Here is a 21,764-nt window from a genome sequence, read left to right as displayed (position 1 = left end):
GCAATTGTGGTCTTGCGTCCTTCCCGGTTGCTCCTATGGTCCTAAAGGTGCTGAGGGCCGGGACCCTTCCGGTCGCAGGCAGGGGGCGCCAAGCCATGGAAAAAATAAGCGAAACTTACGAAGCTCCGGCCTCGAACGCCCTCGATGCCTGCGCGGTGGCGCAAAGCGTGGCGCACCAGCTCCGGCGCGCGCATGGCCAGTTCACCCATCGTTTCCTCTTCTACTTTTCCCGCGTGAACCTGCGCCCGGGCGAGTTCACCGCCCTTGCCCTGATCGCGGAAGTGCCAGGGCGAAAGCAATCGGAGATTGCGGCGGCGATGGGTGTCCAGCGGGCGAATTTCGTGTCGCTGACGAATGTTCTCGAAGGGCGCAGCCTGATAGAGCGCCGCAATGCGCCGAACGACCGGCGGTCCCATGCCCTCTACATCACGCCCGCCGGGGCCAGCCTGCTTGCCGATGCCCGCAAGGCCGAGGCGGATTTCGAGGCCGATTGTCTGGAACGGCTCGGCGGCACCCGCGCGCGCGACCAGTTTCTCGTCCTTCTCTCGCGTCTTTTCGGCTGAGCGCCGCCCGGAACGAGCAGGCTTGACCTTGCCATGCGGGAAGGTTTCTGCTTGGCAAAGCAAATCAGGAGTTTCTTCATGCGTGGCAATGCCCCCCTCGCCTTCACCGTTCCGGACATGACCTGCGGTCATTGTGCCAAGGCGATCACCGGTGCCGTTCTTTCCGCCTATCCGGCCGCCAGGGTCGAGATCGATCTCGACGCCCAGCGCGTCTTGGTCGAAAATGCCGGCGACCGCGCCGCCGTCGCCTCCGTCATCGCGGCGGAGGGCTATTCGCCGGTCGATGCTGCCTGAGCGTCAAGAAGCCCTTGACCTTGACATGATAGGAAGGTGCACGATCTATCCGATAAAGGATGAAAGGTGCACCATGCTCACCACGGCAGACCGGCGGACGATCACGCTTTCCATCGCGGACAGGAATGGCGCGCCCTGGCGGCGCCGGGCGGAAGGGACCCGCGAGACGGCGCCGGGCGCGTTCGTCGTCGCCGATGCGCTGCGCCTGATGCGCTTCCGTCCCGCTTTCGGCAAGGGAGATCGCGCATGAACATCGGCGAGGCGGCGGAGGCGACGGGCGTCACCGCCAAGATGATCCGGCATTACGAGCAGATCGGCCTCGTTCGCGCGGCCGGCCGCACGGGGGCGGGCTACCGCGTCTACGGCCCGAAGGACCTCTCGACGCTCTCCTTCATCCGCCGGGCGCGCGATCTCGGCTTTTCCATCGCCCAGATCCGCGACCTCCTGGCGCTCTGGCAGGACCGCGCGCGCGCCTCCGGCGACGTCAAGCGCATCGCCAGCCAGCATGTCGCGGAGATGAAGGAAAAGATGCGCCTGCTGCAGGAGATGGTGCACACGCTGGAGCACCTCTCCGCCCATTGCCACGGCGACGACCGGCCGGACTGCCCGATCCTCGAACAGCTTGCGACCGGCATGGCCGAGGAGAAATGTTGCTGACTCAGGCCGCGGGCGACAGGTGCTCGTGGATCGCGAGCCAGCGGCCGGAGGGATCTCGGGTGAAAACGATGGTCTCGCGCTCGTTGTTCGTCACCGTCTCGCCGCCGATCGAAAGGTCGGTCTCGACGGCGTGGGTGAAGATCGCGGCGTCGCCGGCGAACTGCACGTTGCGATCCGTCGAGCGGCAGGCGAGCACGCGGAAACCGTCGCGCTCCTCCCAGAGGGTCCATTCGGCCTCGTAGGCGGCGCGGCTTTCGAGGCGGCGGTCGAGATTATAGAAGAGGAAGCTCGCCTCCTCGGCAAAAGCGGCGAAATAGGCCTTGCGGTCGTGCCGCGCGAAGGCGGCGACCAGCGCGTCGGCGGCGGCAAGGACGGCGGATTGCGGTTCGGTCATGCGGGAGGCTTCCTGTCGCTCAGACGATCTTGATGCTGCTGATGAGGGCGGCGATGGGCTCGTGCTGGGCGTTGACGCGGGCCTTCAGTTCTTCCAGCGCCATGGCGTCCACCTTGCAGAACTCGATGAACATCATGTTGAGATTGTTGAAGAACACCTCGCCCATCGCCCTGGCGTCGACGCCGGCCTGGACGACGCCGCGGGCCTGCAATGTCTCGACGAGGCGGATGACCTGCGCGCAGAGCTGGCCGTCGAGCTCGGTATAGCGCCGGGAGAGCGGCGTGTCGGGCTGCTGGATGGAGATCGCCATGGCGGTGCGCCACATCTCCTTGGAGAGATAGTAGAGCGAGTGGTCGTAATACTGCTCGATCAGCGTGCGCAGCGCCTCGGCCACGTTCAGCGGCGGATTGGCGACGATGCGCGCGCCACCCTCCAGCACCTCCGTCACCTCCATGGCGACGGTGGCGACCAGGATGTCGCCCTTGTTCTGGTAATAGTTGTAGAGTGTGCCGACGGAGACCTCCGCCATCTCGGCGATGTCCTCGATGCGCGCGCTGTCATAGCCTTCGCGGCGGAACAGCGTCGTCGCGGCTTCGAGGATGCGGCGTGTTCTGTCCGCCTTCTGTTTCGCGCGCAATCCGGCCATGGAACCTCCGTTGGAATCTCCTCAAAAATGAGATTGACTTAAAAAATGAACTCGTTCAATCTTTTTCTCAAGGCACCGTCAATGAGTGTCATCCGCCAGGCCGAAAGCCTGCAGCCAGAGGGAAAGACGATGAAGACAACCGTTTCGGGCGGGCTCGTCCGCCGCATGCTCCTTGCCACCGCCGCCGCCGTCACGCTGTCACCGGCCGGCGCCCTGGCGCAGGACGAGCTGAACGCGCTCGTCTGGTGCGACCACACCGACCCCGCGCTGGTCGAGCCGTTCGAGAAGGCCAACAACGTCAAGGTCAACCTCAAGGAATACGAGGGCACGGGCGCGGCGATCTCGATCATCGAGCAGTCCCGTCCCGGGGACTGGGACGTGCTGGTCATCGACGCCGTCGACGTGCCGCGCGCCATCGACATGGAGATCCTCGGCGAGATGCCGGCCGATAAACTGCCGCTCGGCGACCTCTTCCCGGAAGTGCGCATGGAGGAGACGACCACCAAGGACGGCAAGGTCTACGCCGTCACGGAAAAGTTCGGCTACAACACGATCTCCTACGACAAGACGAAGGTCGACCCCGCCGACATGGACGATCTCTCGGTCATCTGGTCGGAAAAGTACAAGGGCCGCATCGCGCTCTATGACTATTACCTGCCGATGGTCGGCCTCACCGGCGTCGGCATCGGCAAGAAGACGGCGGACCTGACGCAGGACGACCTGCCGGCGATCAAGGAAAAGCTGTTCGAGATGAAGAAGGTCGCCCGCCAGGTGAGCGACGTCGTCGCCTCGCAGACGGCGCTGGCGACCGGCGAGGTGGACATCGTCGTCGGGGGCGGTGAATGGCTGACGGCCGGCCTTTCGGCGGAAAAGCCGGACCTTGACTGGACGATCCCGAAGCAGGGCGCGTTGCGCTGGGCGCAGTCGATCGGCGTCTTCAAGGATTCCGGAAAGCCGGATCTCGCGCTGAAATTCGTGCAGTACATCGTCAGCCCCGAGGGGCAGGCACGGCTTGCCACCTCCTCCTGCTACTGGGCGATGCCGGCGAACGCCAAGGCGGGCGAGCACCTGACCGAACAGCAGAAGACGGCGCTGCGCTGGGACCGGCAGCCGGACTACCTGAAGAACTCGCAGCTCTATCCGGTCGCCGATGCCGACATGGATGCGGCGATGCAGGATGTCTGGACGGAGATGCTGCAGCAGTAAAAGGTCGAGGGGATGGGTGGATCCTCGGGTCGAGCCCGAGGATGACGGTGGGGAGGTGGGTGTCGCCTACCCATCGAACGGCGCGGCATGCTGTGCTGTCGCTCTAGCCGCCAAAACCCTCTCCTTTCGTCATCCTCGGGCTCGACCCGAGGATCCAGACCACACGGCGCGACCGGAACGAGGAACCACGACGATGACCGCCACTGCCCTCGAACGCGCGGAGCGCCGCAAGGCCTGGGCCTTTGCCCTGCCGGCGCTGCTCTGGACGGGCTTCTTCTTCCTCGTGCCCTTCGCCTACATGGCCGCGATCAGCCTGTGGACGCGGCAGGGGCGGGAGATCGTCGCGACCTGGACGCTCGACAATTACATCGCCTTCTTCGAGAAGGCGCATCTCTTCAAGGGGCTGGTCGTCTCGCTGGAGATCACGGCGGCCGTCACCGTCATCTCCGTCCTGCTCGCCTATCCGCTCGCCTGGATCATCGCCGAGCGGGTGCCGAAGAAATGGCAGCGTTTTGCCCTCGTCATGGCGATCCTGCCCTTCTGGACCTCCTATGTCGTACGCTCCTATTCCTGGCTGCTGGTGCTCTCCAAGGGCGGCGTCGTCAACCAGGCGCTTCTCGCCCTCGGCATCATCGCCGAGCCGCTGGAACTGTCGGCGAACCGCACCGGCACGATCATCGGCTTCGTGCATTTCTTCGTCATGCTGCTGACGCTGACGATCTATGCCAACCTCATCCAGCTTTCGCCGAACTATCGCCGCGCGGCGGCAGACCTTGGCGCGAACGCCTTCCAGACGTTCTGGCATGTCGTGCTGCCGCTGACGCTGCCGGGCATCATGGTCGGCGCCTTCCTCACCTTCGTCCTGTGCATCGGCGACTACATCACGCCGCAGATTCTCGGCGGCAACAATGAACTGGTCCTGCCGCAGGTCATCATGCTGCAGCTCGGCCGGCGGGCGGATTTCCCGATGGCGGCCGCGCTCTCGCTGGTGCTGATGGTCGTCGTCACGCTCGCCTACATCGCCTGCGCCCGCTGGCTGAAGATGGAGAGGACCTGACCATGCGGCATCTCACCACCGCGCTTGCCGCGCTCTATGCCGGCCTCCTCTATCTCTTCATCTTCCTGCCCGTCGTCGTGCTCGTGCTCTTCTCCTTCCAGGACGGCACGCTGCCCGTGCCGCCGCTGAACGGCCTGACGCTGCGCTGGTACGAGGCGGTCTTTTCCGACGGCAAGCTGATGGCTGCGCTCGGCAACTCGCTCGTCGTCGCCGTCGTCTCCTCGGCGATCGCCTGCCTGCTCGGCTTCCTCGCCGCCTATGCCTTCGCGCGCTACACGCTCCCCGCCTCCGCCCTCCTGCGCAGCCTCATCGTCGCGCCGATGACGGTGAGCACGCTGATCATCGGCCTCGGCCTGCTCTCGGTGCTGAACCTCACGGGCCTGCGCCTCTCGCTCGTCACGGTCGGCATCGGCCATGTGGTGATCAACCTGCCGCTCTGCTTTGCCATCATCTATGCCTCGATGGGCGGGCACCAGGTGAACATCGAGCGGGCGGCGCGCGATCTCGGCGCGCGGGACTGGCAGGTCATGCTGCTCGTCACGGCCCCCATGCTGCTGCCCTCGATCCTTGCGGCCTTCTTCCTCTCCGTCACCTTCAGTTGGGACGAGTTCATCGTCGCCTTCCTGCTGTCGCGCTTCGACGTGACGCTGCCGGTCGAGATCTGGAGCATGCTGCGCTCCGGCCTCGATCCCAGGACCAATGCCATCGGCTCCGTCGTCTTCCTCATCTCGGTCGCGTTCCTCATCGTCATGGAACTCGCCGTCTTCCGCAAAACCGGGAAATCCTCATGACCGCCGACGTCTCCATCCGCAATGCCACGAAGGTCTTCGGTGCTTTCCGCGCGCTCGACGACGTCTCGCTCGATATCGCCGCGGGCGAGTTCATCGTGCTGCTCGGCCCCTCCGGCTGCGGCAAGACGACCCTGCTCTCCATCCTCGGCGGCTTCGTCGAGCCGACCTCGGGCACGATCGCGATCGGCGGGCGCGACATGACGCATGTCTCCCCCGCGAAACGCCCGACGACCACCATGTTCCAGGATTATGCGCTCTTCCCGCATATGTGCCTGCGCGACAATGTCGGCTTCGGGCTGCGGATGCGCGGCATGGCGCGGGCCGAGCGGCACGAGAAGGCCTTCTCCTATCTCGACCTCGTCGGCCTCAGAGCCTCCTCGGCAAAAAAGCCGCACGAACTGTCGGGCGGCCAGCGGCAGCGCGTGGCGCTCGCCCGGGCGCTGGCGGTCGATCCCGACGTGCTGCTGCTCGACGAGCCGCTCGGCGCGCTCGACCTGAAGCTGCGCCGACAGATGCAGGACGAGTTGAAGGCCATCCAGAAGCGCGTCGGCACCACCTTCGTGCACGTCACCCACGACCAGGAGGAGGCGATGGCGATCGCCGACCGCATCGTCGTGATGAACAAGGGCCGCATCGAGGATGTCGGCACGCCCGCCTCGATCTACATGCGGCCGCGCTCGCTGTTTTCCGCCGGCTTCATGGGCGAGGTGAATTTCCTGCCCGCCAGGATGCGCGGCACGGCGGCAAACGAGGCTGAGGTTGAGACCGCCCTCGGCCGGGTCGCCCTGCCCGCGTCGGCCTTCGTGTCCGGCGTGCCGGCCGCGGGCCGCGACGTCACGCTCTGCATCCGCCCGGAACATTTCCGCGGTGCCGGCGCATCGGTGCCGACCGTCTCGCTCGGGCGCGGCCGCATCACCGGCAGCGCCTTCTTCGGCACGCATCACCGCTGCCATGTCGCGGCGGACGGCACGGTGCTCACCGCCCACCTGCCGCAGACGGACAATCCGGAGGTCGGCACGGAGCTTGACCTTCGGCTGAAGGCAGATAGCATCGTCGTGCTTCAGGACGGAGCGGGAGTTTGAGGATCATATGCAGCGCATCCGCCCGGAGGATTGGTACAGCGTGCGTCGCCTCGACGACGGCGTGACCGCGATAAGCGAGCCCTATATCCAGGAATTCTACCGCTGCAATGTCTGGCATGTGCGCGGCCGCGCCCGGGACATGCTGGTCGACAGCGGCATGGGCGTCGTCTCCTTGCGCGAATGGGTGCCGCTCGTCACCGAGCGCGACCTGATCGCGGTGGCGAGCCACACGCATTTCGACCATATCGGCTGCCATCACGAATTCGAGTGCCGGGCCGTGCACGCCGCCGAGGCCGATCTCCTCGCCGATCCGACGCGACAGAACACGCTCGCAGACCCCTATGTCACCGACGAAATCTTCGACGCGCTGCCGCCCGAGCCCTATTGCTCGAAATGCTACGCGGTGAAGAAGGCGCCGGCGACGCGCATCTTGGAGGACGGCGACGTCATCGATCTCGGCGACCGGCGGTTCGAGGTCATCCACACGCCGGGCCACTCCCCGGGTGGTATTGCGCTCTATGAGAAGGCGACCGAAATTCTCTTCTCGGGCGACATCGTCTACGATGGCCCGCTGATCGAGGATACCTACCATTCCGACGCGGCGGACTATCTCGCCTCGATGGAGCGCCTCCTGACCTTGCCGGTGCGGCTGGTGCATGGCGGCCATTTTCCAAGTTTCGGTGGCGATCGCTACCGCCAGCTCATCCGGGGCTGGCTCGATGAAAAACAGAAGTGACGGGAGAAAAGCATGCTCGACAAGCGCAAGTTCTACATCGACGGCCAGTGGGTGGACCCGCTGAAGCCCAACGACCTTCCGGTGATCAACCCGGCGACGGAACAGCCGATCGCGATCATCTCCATGGGCACCGCCGCCGATATCGACCGCGCCGTTGCCGCTGCCAAGAAGGCTTTCGCGACCTACAGCCAGACCAGCGTCGAGGAGCGCCTGGCGCTGCTCGAAAAGCTGCTGGAAATCTACAAGCGCCGCTATGAGGAGATGGCGCGCACCATCACGCTGGAGCTGGGTGCGCCGATCACCATGAGCACCGAGCAGCAGGCCGATGTCGGCGTCGGCCACCTGCAGGGCTTCATCGACGGGCTGAAGCGGCTGAAGAGCCGCGAGGTGCTGGCGAATGGCGACGTGGTGCGCCGCGAGCCGATCGGCGTCTGCGGCCTCATCACGCCGTGGAACTGGCCGATCAACCAGATCGCGTTGAAGGTGGTGCCGGCGCTGGCGACGGGCTCGACCTGCGTGCTGAAGCCGTCCGAATTCACCCCGCTCAACGCCCTTCTCTATGCGGAGATGGTGCACGAGGCGGGCTTCCCGGCCGGCACGTTCAACCTCGTCAACGGTGACGGCCCCGAATGCGGCGCGGCGCTTTCCAGGCACAAGGACGTCGACATGATGTCGTTTACCGGCTCCACCCGCGCCGGCATCGCCGTCAGCAAGGATGCGGCCGATACGGTCAAGCGCGTGACGCTGGAGCTCGGCGGCAAGTCGCCGAACCTCGTCTTCGCCGATGCGGACCTCGAAGACCGCGTCGCCGGCAGCGTGCGCGAGTGCTTCAACAATTCCGGCCAGTCCTGCGATGCGCCGACCCGCATGCTGGTCGAGCGCTCGGTCTATGACAAGGTGGTCGAGATCGCCGAGCGTACGGGGAAGGAAGCCACCGTCGGCAATCCGGAGGAGGAAGGCGAGCATATCGGACCGCTCGTCTCGCACATCCAGTTCGGCCGCGTGCAGGCGCTGATCGAGGCGGGCGTGGCCGAGGGCGCGCGCGTGCTGGTCGGCGGCCCGGGCAAGCCGGAGGGCTTCGAGACCGGCTACTTCGTCAAGCCGACGATCTTCGCCGACGTCAACAACGACATGCGCATCGCGCGCGAGGAAGTGTTCGGCCCGGTGCTCTCGATCATCCCCTTCGACACGGAAGAAGAGGCGATCGCGATCGCCAACGACACCGCCTACGGCCTTGCCGCCTATCTGCAGACCGGCGATCCGGAGCGCGCCGAGCGCGTCGCCGCCCGTCTTCGCGCCGGCATGGTGCACATCAACGGGGGGCCGCACCGCTACGGCAGCCCCTTCGGCGGCTACAAGCAGTCCGGCAACGGCCGCGAGGGCGGTCTGTTCGGCCTGGAGGATTTCCTCGAGGTGAAGACCGTGCATCGGCCGGACGCGGCCTGAGGCGCGAGGCGGCGCCCACAAAGAAAGACGTCATCCTCGGGCTTGACCCGAGGATTCACCGGCGTGACCGGAGCGTGGATGGTCGGGTCAAGCCCGACCATGACGGAGGAGAGGCTGGGTGAGTGTTGCCGGCGGAGAGAGCGGGTGGCTTTGGCATTTTTTGGGGGGGCGGGGTGCCGAAAGGGCGTCGCCTTTTCACATGCCCCAAACTTTTCCTCTAAATTAGCGCTGCCCGGCTGGTTGAAGCGGATGCGGTCTGATAGCTCGCTGCCACGACTGATATCCGGACCGCCGCCTTGTCGCCGATTACCGCCTCCCCGAAAAGCCGCCTTGCCGTGATCGCCCTCCTCGCCGGCGGGGTCGCCATCGGCGGTTCGCCGATCTTCGTGCGCCTCTCCGAAATCGGGCCGATGGCGACGGCGTTCTGGCGCGTCGCGCTGGCCCTGCTGCCGTTCCTGCTGCTCTGGCGGGCGACGAAGCAGGGCGAAGAGCGGCCGGCGAGGCCGCGCGACCACTTCTTCCTGCTGCTGCCGGGCGTGTTCCTCGCCGCCGACCTTGCCGCCTGGCACCTGTCGCTGCACATGACCTCCGTCGCCAATGCGACGCTCCTGGCCAATCTCGCGCCGGTCTTCGTGACGCTCGGCTCCTGGCTGCTCTTCCGCACGCGCATCACGCCGGTCTTCCTGGCGGGCCTCGGGCTGGCGCTGATCGGCGTGCTCGTCCTGAAGGGCGGGCCGTCGGCGCTCGGCGGCGGGCAGCTCGCCGGCGATGCCACGTCCATCGTCGCCGCCTTCTTCTACGCCTGCTACATGCTGTCGCTCGGCCATGTCCGCTCGCGGTTCTCCACGCTGCGCATCATGGTCTGGACGACCCTTTCCGCGGTCATCTGCATCCTGCCGGTCGCTGTGTTCTTCGAGGTCGACATGGTGCCTGCCACGCTTTTCGGCTGGGCCATGCTGCTCGGCCTTGCCTTCATCAGCCATGTCGGCGGGCAGGGCCTCGTCACCTATGCGCTCGCCTATCTGCCGACGGCCTTTTCCTCGCTGACACTGCTGCTGCAGCCGGTGGTCGCCGCCATCCTCGCCTGGATCCTGCTCGCCGAGCCCGTCGGCGCGATGCAGGCGGTCGGCGGGGCGATCGTGCTTGCCGGCATCCTCGTCGCCCGCCGCGGATAGCGTTCGGCCTCCGGCCTGTCCGGTAACCGGATATGGTTAGTGGTTGTGCCGCGGCGGCGTCTCGGCGATCCCGCGGAAGTCGGCCGCGCCGTCGATGACCGCGCCGTCCGAGAGCTGGGTGACGGTCCTGCGGTAGATCCGCTGCCAGGGCGTCGCATCGGCCGGCACCGGCGGAATGCCGTCCGCCTTGCGCCGTTCGATCTCCGCCGCCTCCACCAGCATGTCGCACCGCCCCTGCGTGAGGTCGATGCGGATGACGTCGCCGGTGCGCAGGAAGGCGAGACCGCCGCCGGCGGCGCTTTCCGGCGAGGCGTTGAGGATCGACGGGCTGTCCGCCGTGCCGGACTGGCGCCCGTCGCCGATCGTCGGCAGGCTGGTGATGCCGCGCTTGAGCAGGTGGTCCGGCGGCTGCATGTTGACCACCTCGGCCGAGCCCGGCCAGCCGAGCGGGCCCGCGCCGCGGATGACGAGGATGGTGCGCTCGTCAATGCCGAGCGCCGGATCGTTGATGCGCCTGTGATAGTCCTCCGAGCCGTCGAAGACGACCGCCCTCCCCTCGAAGATGCCCTCGCGGCCCGGCTCGCTCAGGTAGCGTGCGCGGAATTCCTGCGAGATGACCGAGGTCTTCATGATGGCGAAGTCGAAGAGGTTGCCCTTCAGGACGAGGAAGCCCGCCCGCTCCTTCAGCGGTTCGCCATAGGGGCGGATGACCTCGCGGTCGCTGGCCCCGCGCCCTTCGAGGTTTTCCGCCATGCTGCGCCCCGTCACGGTCGGACAGTCGCCGTCGAGCTTTCCGGCATCGAGCAGCTCGCGCATGATCGCCGGCACGCCGCCGGCCCGATGGAAGCGTTCGCCGAGGAAGCGGCCGGCCGGCTGCACGTCGGCAAGCAGCGGGATGTCGTAGCCGTGCACCTGCCAGTCCTCGGGTTCCAGCTCCACGCCGGCATGTTTCGCCATGGCCATCAGATGCGGCTGGGCGTTGGTCGAGCCGCCGATGGCCGAGTTGACGCGGATCGCGTTGAGGAAGACTTCTCGCGTCAGGATCGACGAGGGGCGGATATCCTCCAGCACCAGCTCCACCGCACGCCGGCCGGTGCGATAGGCCATCTGGCCGCGTTCACGGTACGCGGCGGGGATGGCCGCGCAGCCGGTCAGCGACATGCCGAGCGCCTCGGCGAGCGCGTTCATCGTCGAGGCGGTGCCCATTGTGTTGCAATGGCCGATGGAGGGCGCCGAATCCATCGCCGACTGCAGGAATTCCTCCTCGTCGATCGTGCCGGCGGCGAGCTTGCGGCGCGCGCGCCAGATCACCGTGCCGGAGCCGACGAGGTCGCCCTCGTGCCAGCCGTCCAGCATCGGCCCGCCGGAGAGCACGATCGCGGGAATATCGACCGTGGAGGCGGCCATCAGTGCCGAGGGCGTGGTCTTGTCGCAACCCGTCGTCAGGACGACGCCGTCGAGCGGGTAGCCGTAGAGGATCTCGACGAGGCCGAGATAGGCGAGGTTGCGGTCGAGCGCCGCCGTCGGCCGCTTGCAGTTCTCGAAGATCGGATGGGTCGGGAACTCGATCGGGATGCCGCCGGCATCGCGGATGCCGTCGCGCACGCGCCGGGCGAGCTCGACATGGTGGCGGTTGCAGGGCGTCAGGTCGCTGCCGCTCTGGGCGATGCCGATCACCGGCTTGCCGGACCGCAGCTCCTCCGGCGTGATGCCGTAGTTCATGAAGCGCTCGAGATAGAGCGCCGCCATGTCGACATGCTCGCGGTTGTCGAACCAGTCCTGAGAACGCAGCCGCCGTTTGCCCGTCTTTTCGTCCGTCATGAAATGAACCTCGTCAAGAATATCGAGCCGCACTCTTCCACCGCCGCTTCGTGCAATCAACCGGCCGGCGATGCAGTGCGTTGCTTTATGCAGCTATCAATATTGCTGACTGGATCGGCCGGGCGGAATGTGTCACAGCCCTTCCATCTCAGTTCCCGGGTTTCCGCCATGACCGACATCACCGCCTCCTCCCCCGCCACGGGCACCGCCCGCCTCGGCGTGCTCCTGATGCTGCTCGGCATGGTGATGTTCTCGCTGAACGACGTGCTCGGCAAATGGCTCGTCGCGACCTATTCCGTCGGCCAGCTCATGCTGATCCGCAGCCTTGCCGCGATGGTGGTGCTCGCGCCGTTCTTCTGGAAGGTCGGCTGGCGGCGGCTGGTGGATGTCGAGCGGCCGAAGCTGCATCTCCTGCGGTCCGGCCTCTTCGCCTTCGAGGCCTCCGGCTTCTACTTCGCCGTCGCCTACATGCCGCTTGCCGACGCCATGACCTACTGGCTCGCCGCGCCGATCTACGTCGCCGCCATGTCGCCGCTGCTGCTCGGCGAAAAGGTGGGCTGGCGGCGCTGGACGGCGATCATCGTCGGCTTCGTCGGCGTGGTGGTCGCGCTGGAGCCGTCGAAGGACACGTTCACCCTGCCGGCCCTCATCGCGCTTGCCGGCAGCCTCGCCTTCAGCTTCGCCATGGTGCTCGGCCGCACGCTGCGCGCGGCGCCGGACACGACGCTGGTCTTCTGGCAGGTGGCGGGTGCGGCGATCTTCGCCGGCGTCTGGTGCCTTGCCGACCCGGCCGGCTGGGCGCCGGTCAGCGGCGTCGATTTCGGCCTCCTCAGCCTGCTCGGCATCGTGGCGATGGGCGCGCACATGCTGGTCAACCGCTCGCTGAAGCTGGCGGATGCGGCGACCGTTGTGCCGCTGCAATACTCGCTGCTGCTCTGGGCCGTCGTCTTCGGCTGGATGTTCTTCGGCGATGCGCCGCGCCCGGCCATGCTGGTCGGCGCCGGCTTCATCGTCGCCTCGGGCCTCTTCATCTTCTTCCGCGAGCAGCAGTTGAAGCGCCGCGGCCGCGCCTGAGCGGCCGGCCCGTCACAGCGGCAGTTCCGTGGTGTATTTCACGCTCTTCAGCGCGAAATGCGAGGAGGAGTTGGCCACCGCCTCATGCGTCAGGATCGCCTGCATCAGCAATTGTTCGTAGTCGCGCACGTCCTTGACCACGACGCGGATCAGGTAGTCCCACTCGCCGGACATGGAATAACATTCCAGCACCTCCTCATGGGTCTGCACGAAGCGCTCGAAATCGCGCCGGGCCCCCGGATCGTGCGATTTCATGCGCACCTGGCAGAAGACGTTGAGGCCGCGGCCGATGCGGTCGGGATCGAGCAGCCGCACGGTCGGGCCGAGCACGCCGGCTTCCTCCAGCGCCTTGATGCGCCGCCAGCAGGAGGCGCTGGAGGCGCCCACCTCTTCGGCGAGCGCCGCATGGCTGATGTCGCCTCGCCGCTGCAGTACCTTCAGGATCTTCTTGTCGATGGCGTCGAGCTGAATGGAATTCATCGAAAATCCCATGAATGTGATGAGTATGTTTCATTCCTATCGCAAAACACCGCCTGTTTGAAACGATTTTTCGGCTGAGGCGGCCTATACTTTCCACCACTGTATATCTGCGGGAGGAAACCATGGCGCAGGTCGCACTCAAAACCGTCGTCAGGTCCGCTGCCAGGAATGCGCCGGATGATACCGTCGACTGGAAGCGCATCGCCTATCTCGTGCATCTGTCGCGCGCGCTCGACGAGATGGAGGAAACCCGCCTCGTGCCGGAAAGGAAGGTGCTCTACCAGTTTTCCGCGCGCGGCCACGACATGGCGCAGATCATGCTCGGCTGTCTCCTGACCGACCGGCATGACGCGACCTGCGGCTATTATCGCTCCCGCCCGCTGCTGCTGTCGCTCGGCGTCGATCCCGCGGATGCGCTCGGTTCCGCCATGGGCCGGGCCGGTGGCTATTCCGACGGGCGCGACATCGGCGTCGTCTTCAACCATCCGAACCGCGACGGCGCCTCCGCCCTGCCGATGTGCGGCGGCGTCGGGGCGCAGTATACGCCGACGGCGGGCTGGGCGCAGGCGGTGAAATATTATGCCGAGACGCTGGGCAAGGCGGACTACGAACGGAGCATCGCCGTGGTGCTCGGCGGTGACGGCTCGGTCGCCTCGAACGGCTTCTGGTCGGCGCTGACCATCGCCACCACGCAGACCCTGCCGATGCTGTTCTACATCGAGGACAACGGCTACGGCATCTCCGTTCCCTCGACGATCCAGACGCCCGGCGGCAATATCGCGGCCAACCTTTCCGGCTGGCAGAACCTGACGATCTTCGAGGGCGACGGCACCGATCCGGCCGCCGCCGCCCGGCTGACCGCCGCTGCGGTCGAGCATGTGCGCGAGGCGCGCGCGCCGGCGCTGCTGCGCCTTACCGTGCCGCGCCTTCAGGGCCACAGTTTCCAGGATACGCAAGCCTACAAGAGCGAGGCGGTCGTGCGCAGCGAATGGGCGCGGGACCCGTTGCCGCGCCTGAAGGACCATATCGTGCCGGCCGTGCTCAGCGAGGCGGAATGGGAGACGGCGGATGCGGATGCAAGAGCGGCGGCGGAAACCGCGCGCATCGCCGCCGAGGCACGCCCGGCGGCCGTTCCCGAGACGGTGACGCGGCATGTCTTCTTCGAGGGTGAGGTGCAGGCGATGGGCGGGCAGGTGCGCCATGGCTACACGCCGCCGCAAACCACCGCGGTGGCGGCATCGGAAGGCCAGCGTATCAACATGGTCACGGCCATTCGCCGCACGCTCGACCATGAGCTTTCGATCAACGAGCGCGTCGTGCTGTTCGGCGAGGATATCGGCCCCAAGGGGGGCGTGCATGCGGTCACGCTCGGCCTCCAGGAAAAGTTCGGCCGCGCGCGGGTGTTCGATACGTCGCTGTCGGAGGAAGGCATTGTCGGGCGGGCGGTGGGCATGGCGCTGGCGGGGCTGATGCCGGTGCCGGAGATCCAGTTCCGCAAATATGCCGAGCCCGCCACCGAGCAGATCAACGATTGCGGCACGATCCGCTGGCGCACCAACAACCGCTTTGCCGCGCCGATGGTGCTGCGCATGCCCGGCGGCTATTTCAAATGCGGCGACCCGTGGCACAGCCAGACGAACGAGGTGGCCTTCGTGCACCAGCCCGGCTGGAAGGTGGCGGTCCCCTCCAATGCCGCCGATGCGGTCGGGCTGCTGCGCACCGGCCTTCGCGGCAACGATCCGGTGATCTTCTTCGAGCACCGCGCCATGCTGGACCATGCCTGGGCGCGGCGGCCCTATCCGGGCGACGATTTCGCGCTGCCCTTCGGCAAGGCGAGTTTCACGCGCCGCGGCGAGGCGATCACGCTCGTCACCTGGGGTGCCATGGTGCATCGCTGCGAGGACGCGGCGGAGGGCATTTCCGCCGATGTCATCGACCTGCGCACCCTGGTGCCGTGGGACAGGGAGGCCGTGCTGTCCTCCGTCCGGCGCACGCGCCGCTGCCTCATCGTGCACGAGGATCTCGGCACCGCCGGCTTCGGCGCGGAGATCGCCGCCGTCGTCGCCGACGAGGCCTTCATGGATCTCGATGCGCCCGTCTCGCGGCTGACGATGCCGGACATACCGAGCCCGCACAATCCCGTCCTGCTCGACTGGGCGGTGCCCTCTGCGGGGCGGATCCGGGCCAAGATCGATGCCCTGCTGGAGTTCTGAACGATGGCGGGGGTGATGATCGACGTTCTCGCGCCTGCCGAGCAGGAAGGCACCAAGGCGGTCGTGCGCAACTGGCTGAAGGCGGTGGGCGAGAGGGTGGCGCCCGACGATCCGCTCGTGGAGCTCGAAACCGACAAGGTGACGCAGGAGATCCCCGCGCCCGTCGCCGGCATCCTCAGCGAGATCCTGATGCAGGGCGGCGAAAAGGCCGAACCCGGCGCCGTGCTCGGCCGCATCCGGCAGGAAGAGGCTGGTGCCTCCGAGCCCGTTGTCGCTGCCGCCCGGCCGGAACCCGGGAGGATGCCGGCGGCCGCGGACCATTATTCACCGGCCGTGCGGCGCGCGGCGGAGGAATACGGCATCGACCCTGCGACGGTGGACGGCTCCGGCAAGGGCGGGCGGGTGACGCGGGCCGACATGGATGCCGCGCATGAGGCGGCGCGCGGGGCGCGGCCTTCGCCGGCGCCCGTCATGCCATCCAGGCCGGAGACGCCGCCTGTCGAAGGGCGCTCGCGGGCGATCCGGCATTCGCCGATGCGGCTTGCCATCGCCGAGCACATGCAGATGTCCGTCTCGACCGCGCCGCATGTCACGGCGGTGTTCGAGGCGGATTTCACCGCCGTCATGCGGCACCGCGAGACGCACCGGCAGGCCTTCGCCGCGTCCGGCGTGTCGCTCTCCTACACGGCCTATATCGTCTCGGCCTGCGTGGCGGCGATGAAGGTGGTGCCGGAGGTCAACAGCCGCTGGTTCGATGACCGCCTGGAGGTGTTCGACAACGTCAATATCGGCATCGGCACGGCGCTTGGCAATGACGGGCTGGTGGTGCCCGTCATCCGCGCGGCGCAGGACCTTTCGTTTTCCGGCATCGCCGCGCGGCTGCAGGACCTCACGGCCCGCGCCCGGGCGAAGACGCTGACGCCGGCCGACATGCGCGGCGGCACCTTCACCATCTCCAACCACGGCGTCTCCGGCTCGCTTCTCGCCACGCCCATCATCATCAACCAGCCGCAATCGGCGATCCTCGGCGTCGGCAGGCTGGAAAAGCGCGTGGTGGTGCGCGAGGTCGACGGCGTCGATGCGATCCAGATCCGCCCCATGGCCTATGTCTCGTTGACCATCGACCACCGCGCGCTCGACGGCCACCAGACCAATGCATGGCTCACCCGCTTCGTCGCGGCGCTGGAAGGCTGGCCGCAATGAATGTTTCCGGCGACTATGACGTGCTGATGATCGGCGGCGGTCCCGGCGGCTATGCCTGTGCGATCCGTGCCGCGCAACTCGGCCTGAAGACGGCCTGTGTCGAGGCGCGGCCGACGCTCGGCGGCACCTGCCTCAATGTCGGCTGCATTCCCTCCAAGACACTGCTGCATGCGACGCATCTGCTGGAGCTCGCCCGCGACGGCCATATGGCCGGCTTCGGCATCGACACCGGGCCGGTCTCCATCGACCTCGCACGGCTGATGGCGCGCAAGGAGGCGACCGTCGCCTCGCTGGCGGGTGGAATCGACTTCCTGTTCCGCAAGAACGGCGTCGCCCGCCTGTCGGGGCGCGCGCGCCTTGCCGGGCCGGGGCGTGTCGATATCGGCGGCAGGATGTTCGCCGCGAAATCGATCGTCGTGGCCACGGGCTCGCTGCCGGCGGCGCTGGCCGGCGTGCCGGTGGACAACGATGCCGGGGTCGTGGTCGATTCGTCCGGCGCGCTGTCCCTCCCCCGCATACCCGAACGGCTCGCCGTCATCGGCGGCGGGGTGATCGGCCTTGAGCTGGGCTCGGTCTGGCGGCGTCTTGGCGCTCAAGTGACGGTCGTCGAAGTGGCCGACGGCATCCTGCCCGGCATGGATGCCGATATCCGCGCGACGATGACACAGCTCCTGGCGCGCCAGGGCATGACGATCCTCGCCTCGACCGCCGTTACCAGTGCCGATATCCGCGAGGACGGCGCCACCTTGCGGCTGAAGGGGGCGGACGGCACGGCGTCCGAGCTGGCGGCCGACGTCGTGCTGGTCGCCACGGGGCGGCGGCCGAACACGGGCGATCTCGGGCTGGAGACGGCCGGCATCACCCTGGATGCGGGCGGTTTCATACCGGTCGATGCGCAGGGGCGGACGGAAACGGACGGGATCCATGCGATCGGCGACGTGACGCGCGGGCCCATGCTGGCGCACCGGGCGGAGGACGAGGGCATCGCCGTCGCCGAGCGGCTTGCCGGCCGGCCCGGCATGGTCAATCCCGCCATCGTCCCGGTGGTCGTCTACACCGATCCGGAGGTGGCGTCCGTCGGTCGGACCGAGCAGATGCTGACGGCGGAGGGGATCGCCTACCGCGCCTCGACCTTCCCGATGAGCGCCAACAGCCGGGCGAAGGCGAATGGCGGCACGGAGGGGTTCGTCAAGCTGCTGGCGGAGGAGGCGAGCGGCGTCGTGCTCGGCGCCCATATGGTCGGGACGGTGGCTGGCACGATGATCGCCGAGGTCGCCCAGGCAATGGAGTTCGGCGCGACGGCGGAGGATATCGCCTATACCTGCCACGCCCACCCGACGCACAGCGAGGCGGTCAAGGAGGCCGCCCTCGGCTTTTTCGGGGCCGCCATTCATCGCTGAGGGGTGACGCGGCCCTTGCCGACGGGGCGATAAATTTTCGGGAGGCGATCGCCTTGGTTCGTGATACCGTACGGTCTGCCGACGGGATCGTCGCGTGAAAATCAATCTATACAATCTCTATAGAATGTGATCTTTTTGACCGGTTAAGCCTGTGCGCCCTGAAACGCCAATCCGCGAGGAGCAGACGACATGGGTATGATTTCATCAGCGCTCGACCGTCCGTCGCGAACCGCCGCCGTCATCGGCAGCGAAGACGAGGCGTTGACCGTTGCCGGCACGATTGCCGGCATTTTCGCGAACGGGGATGCGGCGCAGACGGCGCAGGCCCGTCTCGATCTCCTTTCCCGTTCCGGCCTGTTCGGCATCTCCGTGCCGACCGAGCACGGCGGCATCGACGTTTCCAACACGGTGCTGGCGGATGTCTGTGCGGCCGCTGCCGCGCAGTCGGCGACGCTGGCCGATATCCTGGCCGCCCATTTCGTGGCGCTGGAGCATCTGCGCAGCTACGGCACGGACGGCCACCGCTCCGTGGTGTTTTCCGCCGCCCTTGCCGGCGCCCGGCTCTGCCGGGCGACCGCCCGCCGCAACGGGCAGGATGCCGATGCCCTGCCGCTTGCCGCAAGCGGCCTTGCCTGGCGCTTGAGCGGCGAAGCGCTCTGTACGCCCTGCACCCGTCATGCGGACTGGCTGCTCGTGCCGGCGCGCAGCGACGGCGGCCGGATCGCGGGCGTCCTGCTGGCGACGCGCATCGAGGGCCTGCACTATGTCGCCAACAGTTGCGAGCCGGTGGACAGGACCGCCCCGTCCGCCGAGCATGTTCTCTTCAAGGACGTCGCCGTCGATGCCGACGCGGTGCTGCACCCGCCCGTCGAGGCGGCGGTGCCCCAGTCGCTGGAGCTTCTTCTGGAAGCCGCCCGGCAGCTCGGCGCGGGCTGGCGTGCATTCGAGCGCCGGCTGGCCGCCGACCATGGCGATCCCCTCGAAACCGGCCTGCTGTCCGCCCGCCTCGCCGCCGCGCAGGCCATGATGGCCGACGCCGGCCGCGCCATCGACGCGGCCCAGATCGGCCTTGCGGACCAGCACCGGACGAACGCCTTCCTCGCCGCCACGGCCGCTCTTGCGGTGGCGCACGAGGCTGCGGGCCATGTGCGCATGGCGGCGGACCGGAATGCGCCGCCGGCAACCCTGCCGCCATCCCTGGTCGCCGCCCTGCGGGAAAGCGGCCGGCTGCGGCGCGAGGGGCATCCGCATCCGCCGGAGCAGGAAGGCTAGCCGTTGAGCACTGCCCCCGTCGGCCCGCGGGGAGCGCTTTTCCGCGAACCGTTCGGGAGGCGGGACCCGGCGATGGCCACGTCGAATTCCATGCCGTCGCGTTCGATTTCGCTCATCATTCCCCTCATAACAGACCAGGGAAAACGGGCTGGAATCCCGGTCAGGCGCTCATCAGCGCCTCGACCAGCCGCTCCCGCGTCAGCGGCAGGTCCCGCATCCTCAGGCCGAGCGCGCGGGATGCGGCGTTTCCGATGGCGGCGGCCACAGGCCCCTGGGAGGCCTCGCCCGCGCCGAGGGGCGGCCGTGTCGGATCGACGATGAACCGCGTCTCGATCTCCGGCAGTTCGGAGAATTTCAGGATCGGATAGGCGCTCCAGTCGAAGGCCGGCACCCGGTCGTCCTCGACCTTCACCTCTTCCTTGAGGGTCCAGCTCGCCGCCTGGATGGCGCCGCCCTCGATCTGGCTGAGAGCGCCTTGCGGGTTGATGACGAGGCCGACATCGACGCAAAGCCACAGCCGCTCCAGCCTGACCTCCTCGTCCACCGAGACCTCGGCAACGGCGGCAAGCCAGGCGCCCTTGTTCTTGTAGCGGGCGGCAGCGATCCCGAGCGCCCGGCCCTCGCCTGCCGGCTGGCTGCCGGGCCAGCCGCTCATCTCCGCCGCGCCCTGGAGAACGGCGCGGCAGCGTTCATCCTTCAGATGGCGCAGGCGAAAATCCAGCGGATCGGCACCGGCAAGGTCCGCCAGCTCGTCCATGGCGGATTCGATGGCAAAGACATTGAGATGCGCACCCAGCGATCGCAGCGAGGAGGTGCGGATACGGCTGCGCGTATCAAGCCGCACGGTCACCTGCTGGTCCGGGAAATCGTAGATCGCCACCGCGTTTCGCGCAGCGCCGCCGCCGGCGGCATCGGGCAGGTCCTCGACCTTGCCGGGCAGGCGGGTGCTGTCGAGCGCTTCGGCCGAACTGAGATTGACATGGCCGCCGAAACCCGGGCGCTGGGCATGCGGTTCGCTCAGCACCGACAGCCGCCAAGACGCCACCCTGCCGGCCGCGTCGATCCCGGCCTCGATCCCGGTCGACATGGCGGCCCCCAGTGGGCCACGGCTGAGCTCGTCCTCGCGCGACCACATTATGCGCACCGGCCGGCCCGGCAGCTCCAACGCAACGATGGCCGCATCGAGCGCCGCGTCGTCGGCGCCGTTGTGGCCGTAGCAGCCGGCGCCATGCGCATGAATGACGCGCACCGCGGACGGTTGAAGCCCGAGGCATCCGGCTATCTGCGCGCGGAGCGGGAAAATGCCCTGCGAATGGCTCCACACCGTCAAGCGGCCGGCATCGAACCGGGCAAGTGCGCAGGACGGACCGATCGACGCATGGGCGACATGCGCCCGCGAATAGCGCACGTCGATGCCGCCCGTCCCGACGGACGGCGTTGCCGCGCCGAGCCGGATGACCTTCTCCCCCGCCGTTTCCGCCGGCCGCCAGAGGCCGGGCACCTCTTCCCAGGTGGTGAACCTGTCCGCTTCGGCATGTGCGGCGTGAACGCCATATTCGTCCGGTCCCGCAAGGGCGAGGAAATCGTTCTTCCGCAGGACCGTGATGCCGGGATGGCGGCGCTGCAGCCATGCGTCATCGACATGGGCGAGGCGGGCAAGCCGGAACGGCTGGCGGACGACCCGGGCATGCAGGAGCCCCGGCAGGGCAAGGTCGTGGATGAAACCGGCGCCGCCGCGCTTCGGCGCCATGTCGATGCGCGGATGGCTGGCGCCGACGGCGGAATAGGCGCCGACGGATCGCACGGGCACGTTGCCGCTGACAGGCTGCCGCCAGTCGACATCGGGGGCGAGCGACCAGAGGTCGAGCCCCGTCGGTGCGCCGTCGAGAAGGATGCTCCCGCCCCGGCAGGACAGGCCGGCGGTGTCGACGCCGAGGCGGACCGCCGCAGCGTCGAGGAGGGCCGCGCGCGCCTGCGCCGCCGCCATGCGGATCGATGCGCCCGAAACCTCGACGGACTGGCTGCCGGCGGTGATGCCCTCGTCCGGCGACCGGTCGGTATCGCAGGGGGCAAGCGCGACCAGCGCGGGATCGACCGCGAGTTCATCGGCCGCGATCTGGGCAAGGGCCGTGAGGATGCCCTGGCCGAGCTCGACCTTGCCCGAACGGATGCCGACGACCCCTGGCGCGTCGAGGGAAATCCAGCGGCCCAGCTCGGGATTGTCCTGGAGGCTCTTCGGAAGCACGTTGTCCAC

At 67.6% G+C, this 21,764-nt stretch carries 21 protein-coding genes; 16 read left to right on the top strand and 5 right to left on the bottom strand.

Features of this window, described 5'->3' with window-relative positions:
• Positions 1 to 95: 95 nt before the first annotated feature.
• The 4 genes from EV665_RS24800 to cueR all read left to right on the top strand — a co-directional run bounded on the left by EV665_RS24800 (position 96) and on the right by cueR (position 1,514).
• On the top strand, positions 96 to 563 hold the full coding sequence (locus EV665_RS24800) for a MarR family winged helix-turn-helix transcriptional regulator (protein WP_162853154.1): 468 nt from the start codon (positions 96 to 98) through the stop codon (positions 561 to 563).
• A gap of 78 nt (positions 564 to 641) precedes the next feature.
• Positions 642 to 857 carry a heavy-metal-associated domain-containing protein gene (locus EV665_RS24795; protein ID WP_133036092.1) on the top strand — a complete coding sequence of 72 codons (216 nt, stop codon included), beginning with the start codon at positions 642 to 644 and terminating at the stop codon, positions 855 to 857.
• A gap of 73 nt (positions 858 to 930) precedes the next feature.
• A complete protein-coding gene (locus EV665_RS32450; RefSeq protein WP_162853153.1) occupies positions 931 to 1,107 on the top strand; it encodes a hypothetical protein in 177 nt (58 codons plus the stop codon).
• Positions 1,104 to 1,514 (top strand): Cu(I)-responsive transcriptional regulator, encoded by a 411-nt coding sequence (gene cueR / locus EV665_RS24790; RefSeq protein ID WP_133036091.1) that lies wholly within the window; start codon positions 1,104 to 1,106, stop codon positions 1,512 to 1,514. The genes EV665_RS32450 and cueR overlap by 4 nt, the downstream gene beginning before the upstream one ends.
• 1 nt (position 1,515) lies before the next feature.
• On the opposite strand, the gene EV665_RS24785 is transcribed toward cueR, so the two are convergent.
• Together EV665_RS24785 and EV665_RS24780 are read right to left on the bottom strand one after the other, a co-directional pair.
• A complete protein-coding gene (locus EV665_RS24785) occupies positions 1,516 to 1,908 on the bottom strand; it encodes a YybH family protein (RefSeq protein WP_133036090.1) in 393 nt (130 codons plus the stop codon).
• A 19-nt stretch (positions 1,909 to 1,927) separates the two neighbouring features.
• Positions 1,928 to 2,554, bottom strand: a complete 627-nt coding sequence (locus tag EV665_RS24780; RefSeq protein ID WP_064333241.1) for a TetR/AcrR family transcriptional regulator — start codon at positions 2,552 to 2,554, stop codon at positions 1,928 to 1,930.
• 129 nt (positions 2,555 to 2,683) lie between these two features.
• Between EV665_RS24780 and EV665_RS24775 the strand changes: the two genes are divergently transcribed.
• From EV665_RS24775 to EV665_RS24745, 7 genes are all read left to right on the top strand, one after another.
• Positions 2,684 to 3,760 (top strand): ABC transporter substrate-binding protein, encoded by a 1,077-nt coding sequence (locus tag EV665_RS24775; protein ID WP_133036089.1) that lies wholly within the window; start codon positions 2,684 to 2,686, stop codon positions 3,758 to 3,760.
• 193 nt (positions 3,761 to 3,953) lie between these two features.
• Positions 3,954 to 4,817: an ABC transporter permease gene (locus tag EV665_RS24770; RefSeq protein ID WP_133036088.1), complete on the top strand. Its 864-nt coding sequence runs from the start codon at positions 3,954 to 3,956 to the stop codon at positions 4,815 to 4,817.
• Positions 4,818 to 4,819: 2 nt separating this feature from the next.
• Positions 4,820 to 5,608 carry an ABC transporter permease gene (locus EV665_RS24765; protein WP_210234670.1) on the top strand — a complete coding sequence of 263 codons (789 nt, stop codon included), beginning with the start codon at positions 4,820 to 4,822 and terminating at the stop codon, positions 5,606 to 5,608.
• Positions 5,605 to 6,690, top strand: coding sequence for an ABC transporter ATP-binding protein (locus EV665_RS33305; RefSeq protein ID WP_064333243.1), 1,086 nt, complete (start codon positions 5,605 to 5,607; stop codon positions 6,688 to 6,690). The genes EV665_RS24765 and EV665_RS33305 overlap by 4 nt, the downstream gene beginning before the upstream one ends.
• Positions 6,691 to 6,697: 7 nt before the next feature.
• The gene (locus EV665_RS24755) at positions 6,698 to 7,426 is read left to right on the top strand and encodes an MBL fold metallo-hydrolase (RefSeq protein WP_133036086.1); all 729 of its coding nucleotides are present in this window, start codon (positions 6,698 to 6,700) and stop codon (positions 7,424 to 7,426) included.
• Between the two features lie 12 nt (positions 7,427 to 7,438).
• Entirely contained in the window at positions 7,439 to 8,872 is a 1,434-nt protein-coding gene (locus EV665_RS24750) for an aldehyde dehydrogenase family protein (RefSeq protein ID WP_133036085.1), read from the top strand.
• 296 nt (positions 8,873 to 9,168) lie between these two features.
• Positions 9,169 to 10,047: a DMT family transporter gene (locus EV665_RS24745; protein ID WP_245507814.1), complete on the top strand. Its 879-nt coding sequence runs from the start codon at positions 9,169 to 9,171 to the stop codon at positions 10,045 to 10,047.
• A 36-nt stretch (positions 10,048 to 10,083) separates the two neighbouring features.
• Here the strand turns inward: EV665_RS24745 and EV665_RS24740 are convergent, their stop codons facing one another.
• Positions 10,084 to 11,868: an IlvD/Edd family dehydratase gene (locus tag EV665_RS24740; RefSeq protein ID WP_133036084.1), complete on the bottom strand. Its 1,785-nt coding sequence runs from the start codon at positions 11,866 to 11,868 to the stop codon at positions 10,084 to 10,086.
• 168 nt (positions 11,869 to 12,036) lie between these two features.
• Here EV665_RS24740 and EV665_RS24735 point away from each other — a divergent pair, with 168 nt between their 5' ends.
• Positions 12,037 to 12,942, top strand: coding sequence for a DMT family transporter (locus EV665_RS24735; RefSeq protein ID WP_133036083.1), 906 nt, complete (start codon positions 12,037 to 12,039; stop codon positions 12,940 to 12,942).
• 12 nt (positions 12,943 to 12,954) lie between these two features.
• Here EV665_RS24735 and EV665_RS24730 read toward each other — a convergent pair whose 3' ends face one another.
• The gene (locus EV665_RS24730; RefSeq protein WP_133036082.1) at positions 12,955 to 13,422 is read right to left on the bottom strand and encodes an Lrp/AsnC family transcriptional regulator; all 468 of its coding nucleotides are present in this window, start codon (positions 13,420 to 13,422) and stop codon (positions 12,955 to 12,957) included.
• A gap of 122 nt (positions 13,423 to 13,544) precedes the next feature.
• Here EV665_RS24730 and EV665_RS24725 point away from each other — a divergent pair, with 122 nt between their 5' ends.
• The 4 genes from EV665_RS24725 (at position 13,545) to EV665_RS24710 (ending at position 19,510) form a co-directional block, all read left to right on the top strand.
• Positions 13,545 to 15,635, top strand: coding sequence for a transketolase C-terminal domain-containing protein (locus EV665_RS24725; RefSeq protein ID WP_133036081.1), 2,091 nt, complete (start codon positions 13,545 to 13,547; stop codon positions 15,633 to 15,635).
• A 15-nt stretch (positions 15,636 to 15,650) separates the two neighbouring features.
• On the top strand, positions 15,651 to 16,838 hold the full coding sequence (locus tag EV665_RS24720) for a dihydrolipoamide acetyltransferase family protein (RefSeq protein ID WP_245507813.1): 1,188 nt from the start codon (positions 15,651 to 15,653) through the stop codon (positions 16,836 to 16,838).
• Positions 16,835 to 18,238 carry a dihydrolipoyl dehydrogenase gene (gene lpdA / locus EV665_RS24715; RefSeq protein ID WP_133036079.1) on the top strand — a complete coding sequence of 468 codons (1,404 nt, stop codon included), beginning with the start codon at positions 16,835 to 16,837 and terminating at the stop codon, positions 18,236 to 18,238. The genes EV665_RS24720 and lpdA overlap by 4 nt, the downstream gene beginning before the upstream one ends.
• A 189-nt stretch (positions 18,239 to 18,427) precedes the next feature.
• Complete coding sequence (locus tag EV665_RS24710) at positions 18,428 to 19,510, top strand: acyl-CoA dehydrogenase family protein (RefSeq protein WP_133036078.1); 1,083 nt, start codon at positions 18,428 to 18,430, stop codon at positions 19,508 to 19,510.
• 160 nt (positions 19,511 to 19,670) lie between these two features.
• Here the strand turns inward: EV665_RS24710 and EV665_RS24705 are convergent, their stop codons facing one another.
• Positions 19,671 to 21,764, bottom strand: a complete 2,094-nt coding sequence (locus EV665_RS24705; RefSeq protein ID WP_133036077.1) for a xanthine dehydrogenase family protein molybdopterin-binding subunit — start codon at positions 21,762 to 21,764, stop codon at positions 19,671 to 19,673.

It is taken from the genome of Shinella granuli, assembly GCF_004341885.1.
In the GTDB taxonomy this organism is placed as follows: domain Bacteria; phylum Pseudomonadota; class Alphaproteobacteria; order Rhizobiales; family Rhizobiaceae; genus Shinella; species Shinella granuli.
The sequence above is the reverse complement of the archived record's forward strand: the minus strand, read 5'-3'. Positions and strand labels throughout refer to the sequence as shown.

Bases quoted from the DNA above. Each gene is read 5' to 3' on its own strand.
- EV665_RS24765 (WP_210234670.1), top strand. From the start codon at position 4,820: ATGCGGCATCTCACCACCGCGCTTGCCGCGCTCTATGCCGGCCTCCTC.
- EV665_RS24775 (WP_133036089.1), top strand. From the start codon at position 2,684: ATGAAGACAACCGTTTCGGGCGGGCTCGTCCGCCGCATGCTCCTTGCC.
- EV665_RS32450 (WP_162853153.1), top strand. From the start codon at position 931: ATGCTCACCACGGCAGACCGGCGGACGATCACGCTTTCCATCGCGGAC.
- EV665_RS24735 (WP_133036083.1), top strand. From the start codon at position 12,037: ATGACCGACATCACCGCCTCCTCCCCCGCCACGGGCACCGCCCGCCTC.
- EV665_RS24720 (WP_245507813.1), top strand. From the start codon at position 15,651: ATGATCGACGTTCTCGCGCCTGCCGAGCAGGAAGGCACCAAGGCGGTC.
- EV665_RS24740 (WP_133036084.1), bottom strand. From the start codon at position 11,868: ATGACGGACGAAAAGACGGGCAAACGGCGGCTGCGTTCTCAGGACTGG.
- EV665_RS24780 (WP_064333241.1), bottom strand. From the start codon at position 2,554: ATGGCCGGATTGCGCGCGAAACAGAAGGCGGACAGAACACGCCGCATC.
- EV665_RS24710 (WP_133036078.1), top strand. From the start codon at position 18,428: ATGGGTATGATTTCATCAGCGCTCGACCGTCCGTCGCGAACCGCCGCC.
- EV665_RS24755 (WP_133036086.1), top strand. From the start codon at position 6,698: ATGCAGCGCATCCGCCCGGAGGATTGGTACAGCGTGCGTCGCCTCGAC.
- EV665_RS24730 (WP_133036082.1), bottom strand. From the start codon at position 13,422: ATGAATTCCATTCAGCTCGACGCCATCGACAAGAAGATCCTGAAGGTA.
- EV665_RS33305 (WP_064333243.1), top strand. From the start codon at position 5,605: ATGACCGCCGACGTCTCCATCCGCAATGCCACGAAGGTCTTCGGTGCT.
- EV665_RS24725 (WP_133036081.1), top strand. From the start codon at position 13,545: ATGGCGCAGGTCGCACTCAAAACCGTCGTCAGGTCCGCTGCCAGGAAT.
- EV665_RS24785 (WP_133036090.1), bottom strand. From the start codon at position 1,908: ATGACCGAACCGCAATCCGCCGTCCTTGCCGCCGCCGACGCGCTGGTC.
- EV665_RS24770 (WP_133036088.1), top strand. From the start codon at position 3,954: ATGACCGCCACTGCCCTCGAACGCGCGGAGCGCCGCAAGGCCTGGGCC.
- lpdA (WP_133036079.1), top strand. From the start codon at position 16,835: ATGAATGTTTCCGGCGACTATGACGTGCTGATGATCGGCGGCGGTCCC.
- EV665_RS24800 (WP_162853154.1), top strand. From the start codon at position 96: ATGGAAAAAATAAGCGAAACTTACGAAGCTCCGGCCTCGAACGCCCTC.
- EV665_RS24795 (WP_133036092.1), top strand. From the start codon at position 642: ATGCGTGGCAATGCCCCCCTCGCCTTCACCGTTCCGGACATGACCTGC.
- cueR (WP_133036091.1), top strand. From the start codon at position 1,104: ATGAACATCGGCGAGGCGGCGGAGGCGACGGGCGTCACCGCCAAGATG.
- EV665_RS24750 (WP_133036085.1), top strand. From the start codon at position 7,439: ATGCTCGACAAGCGCAAGTTCTACATCGACGGCCAGTGGGTGGACCCG.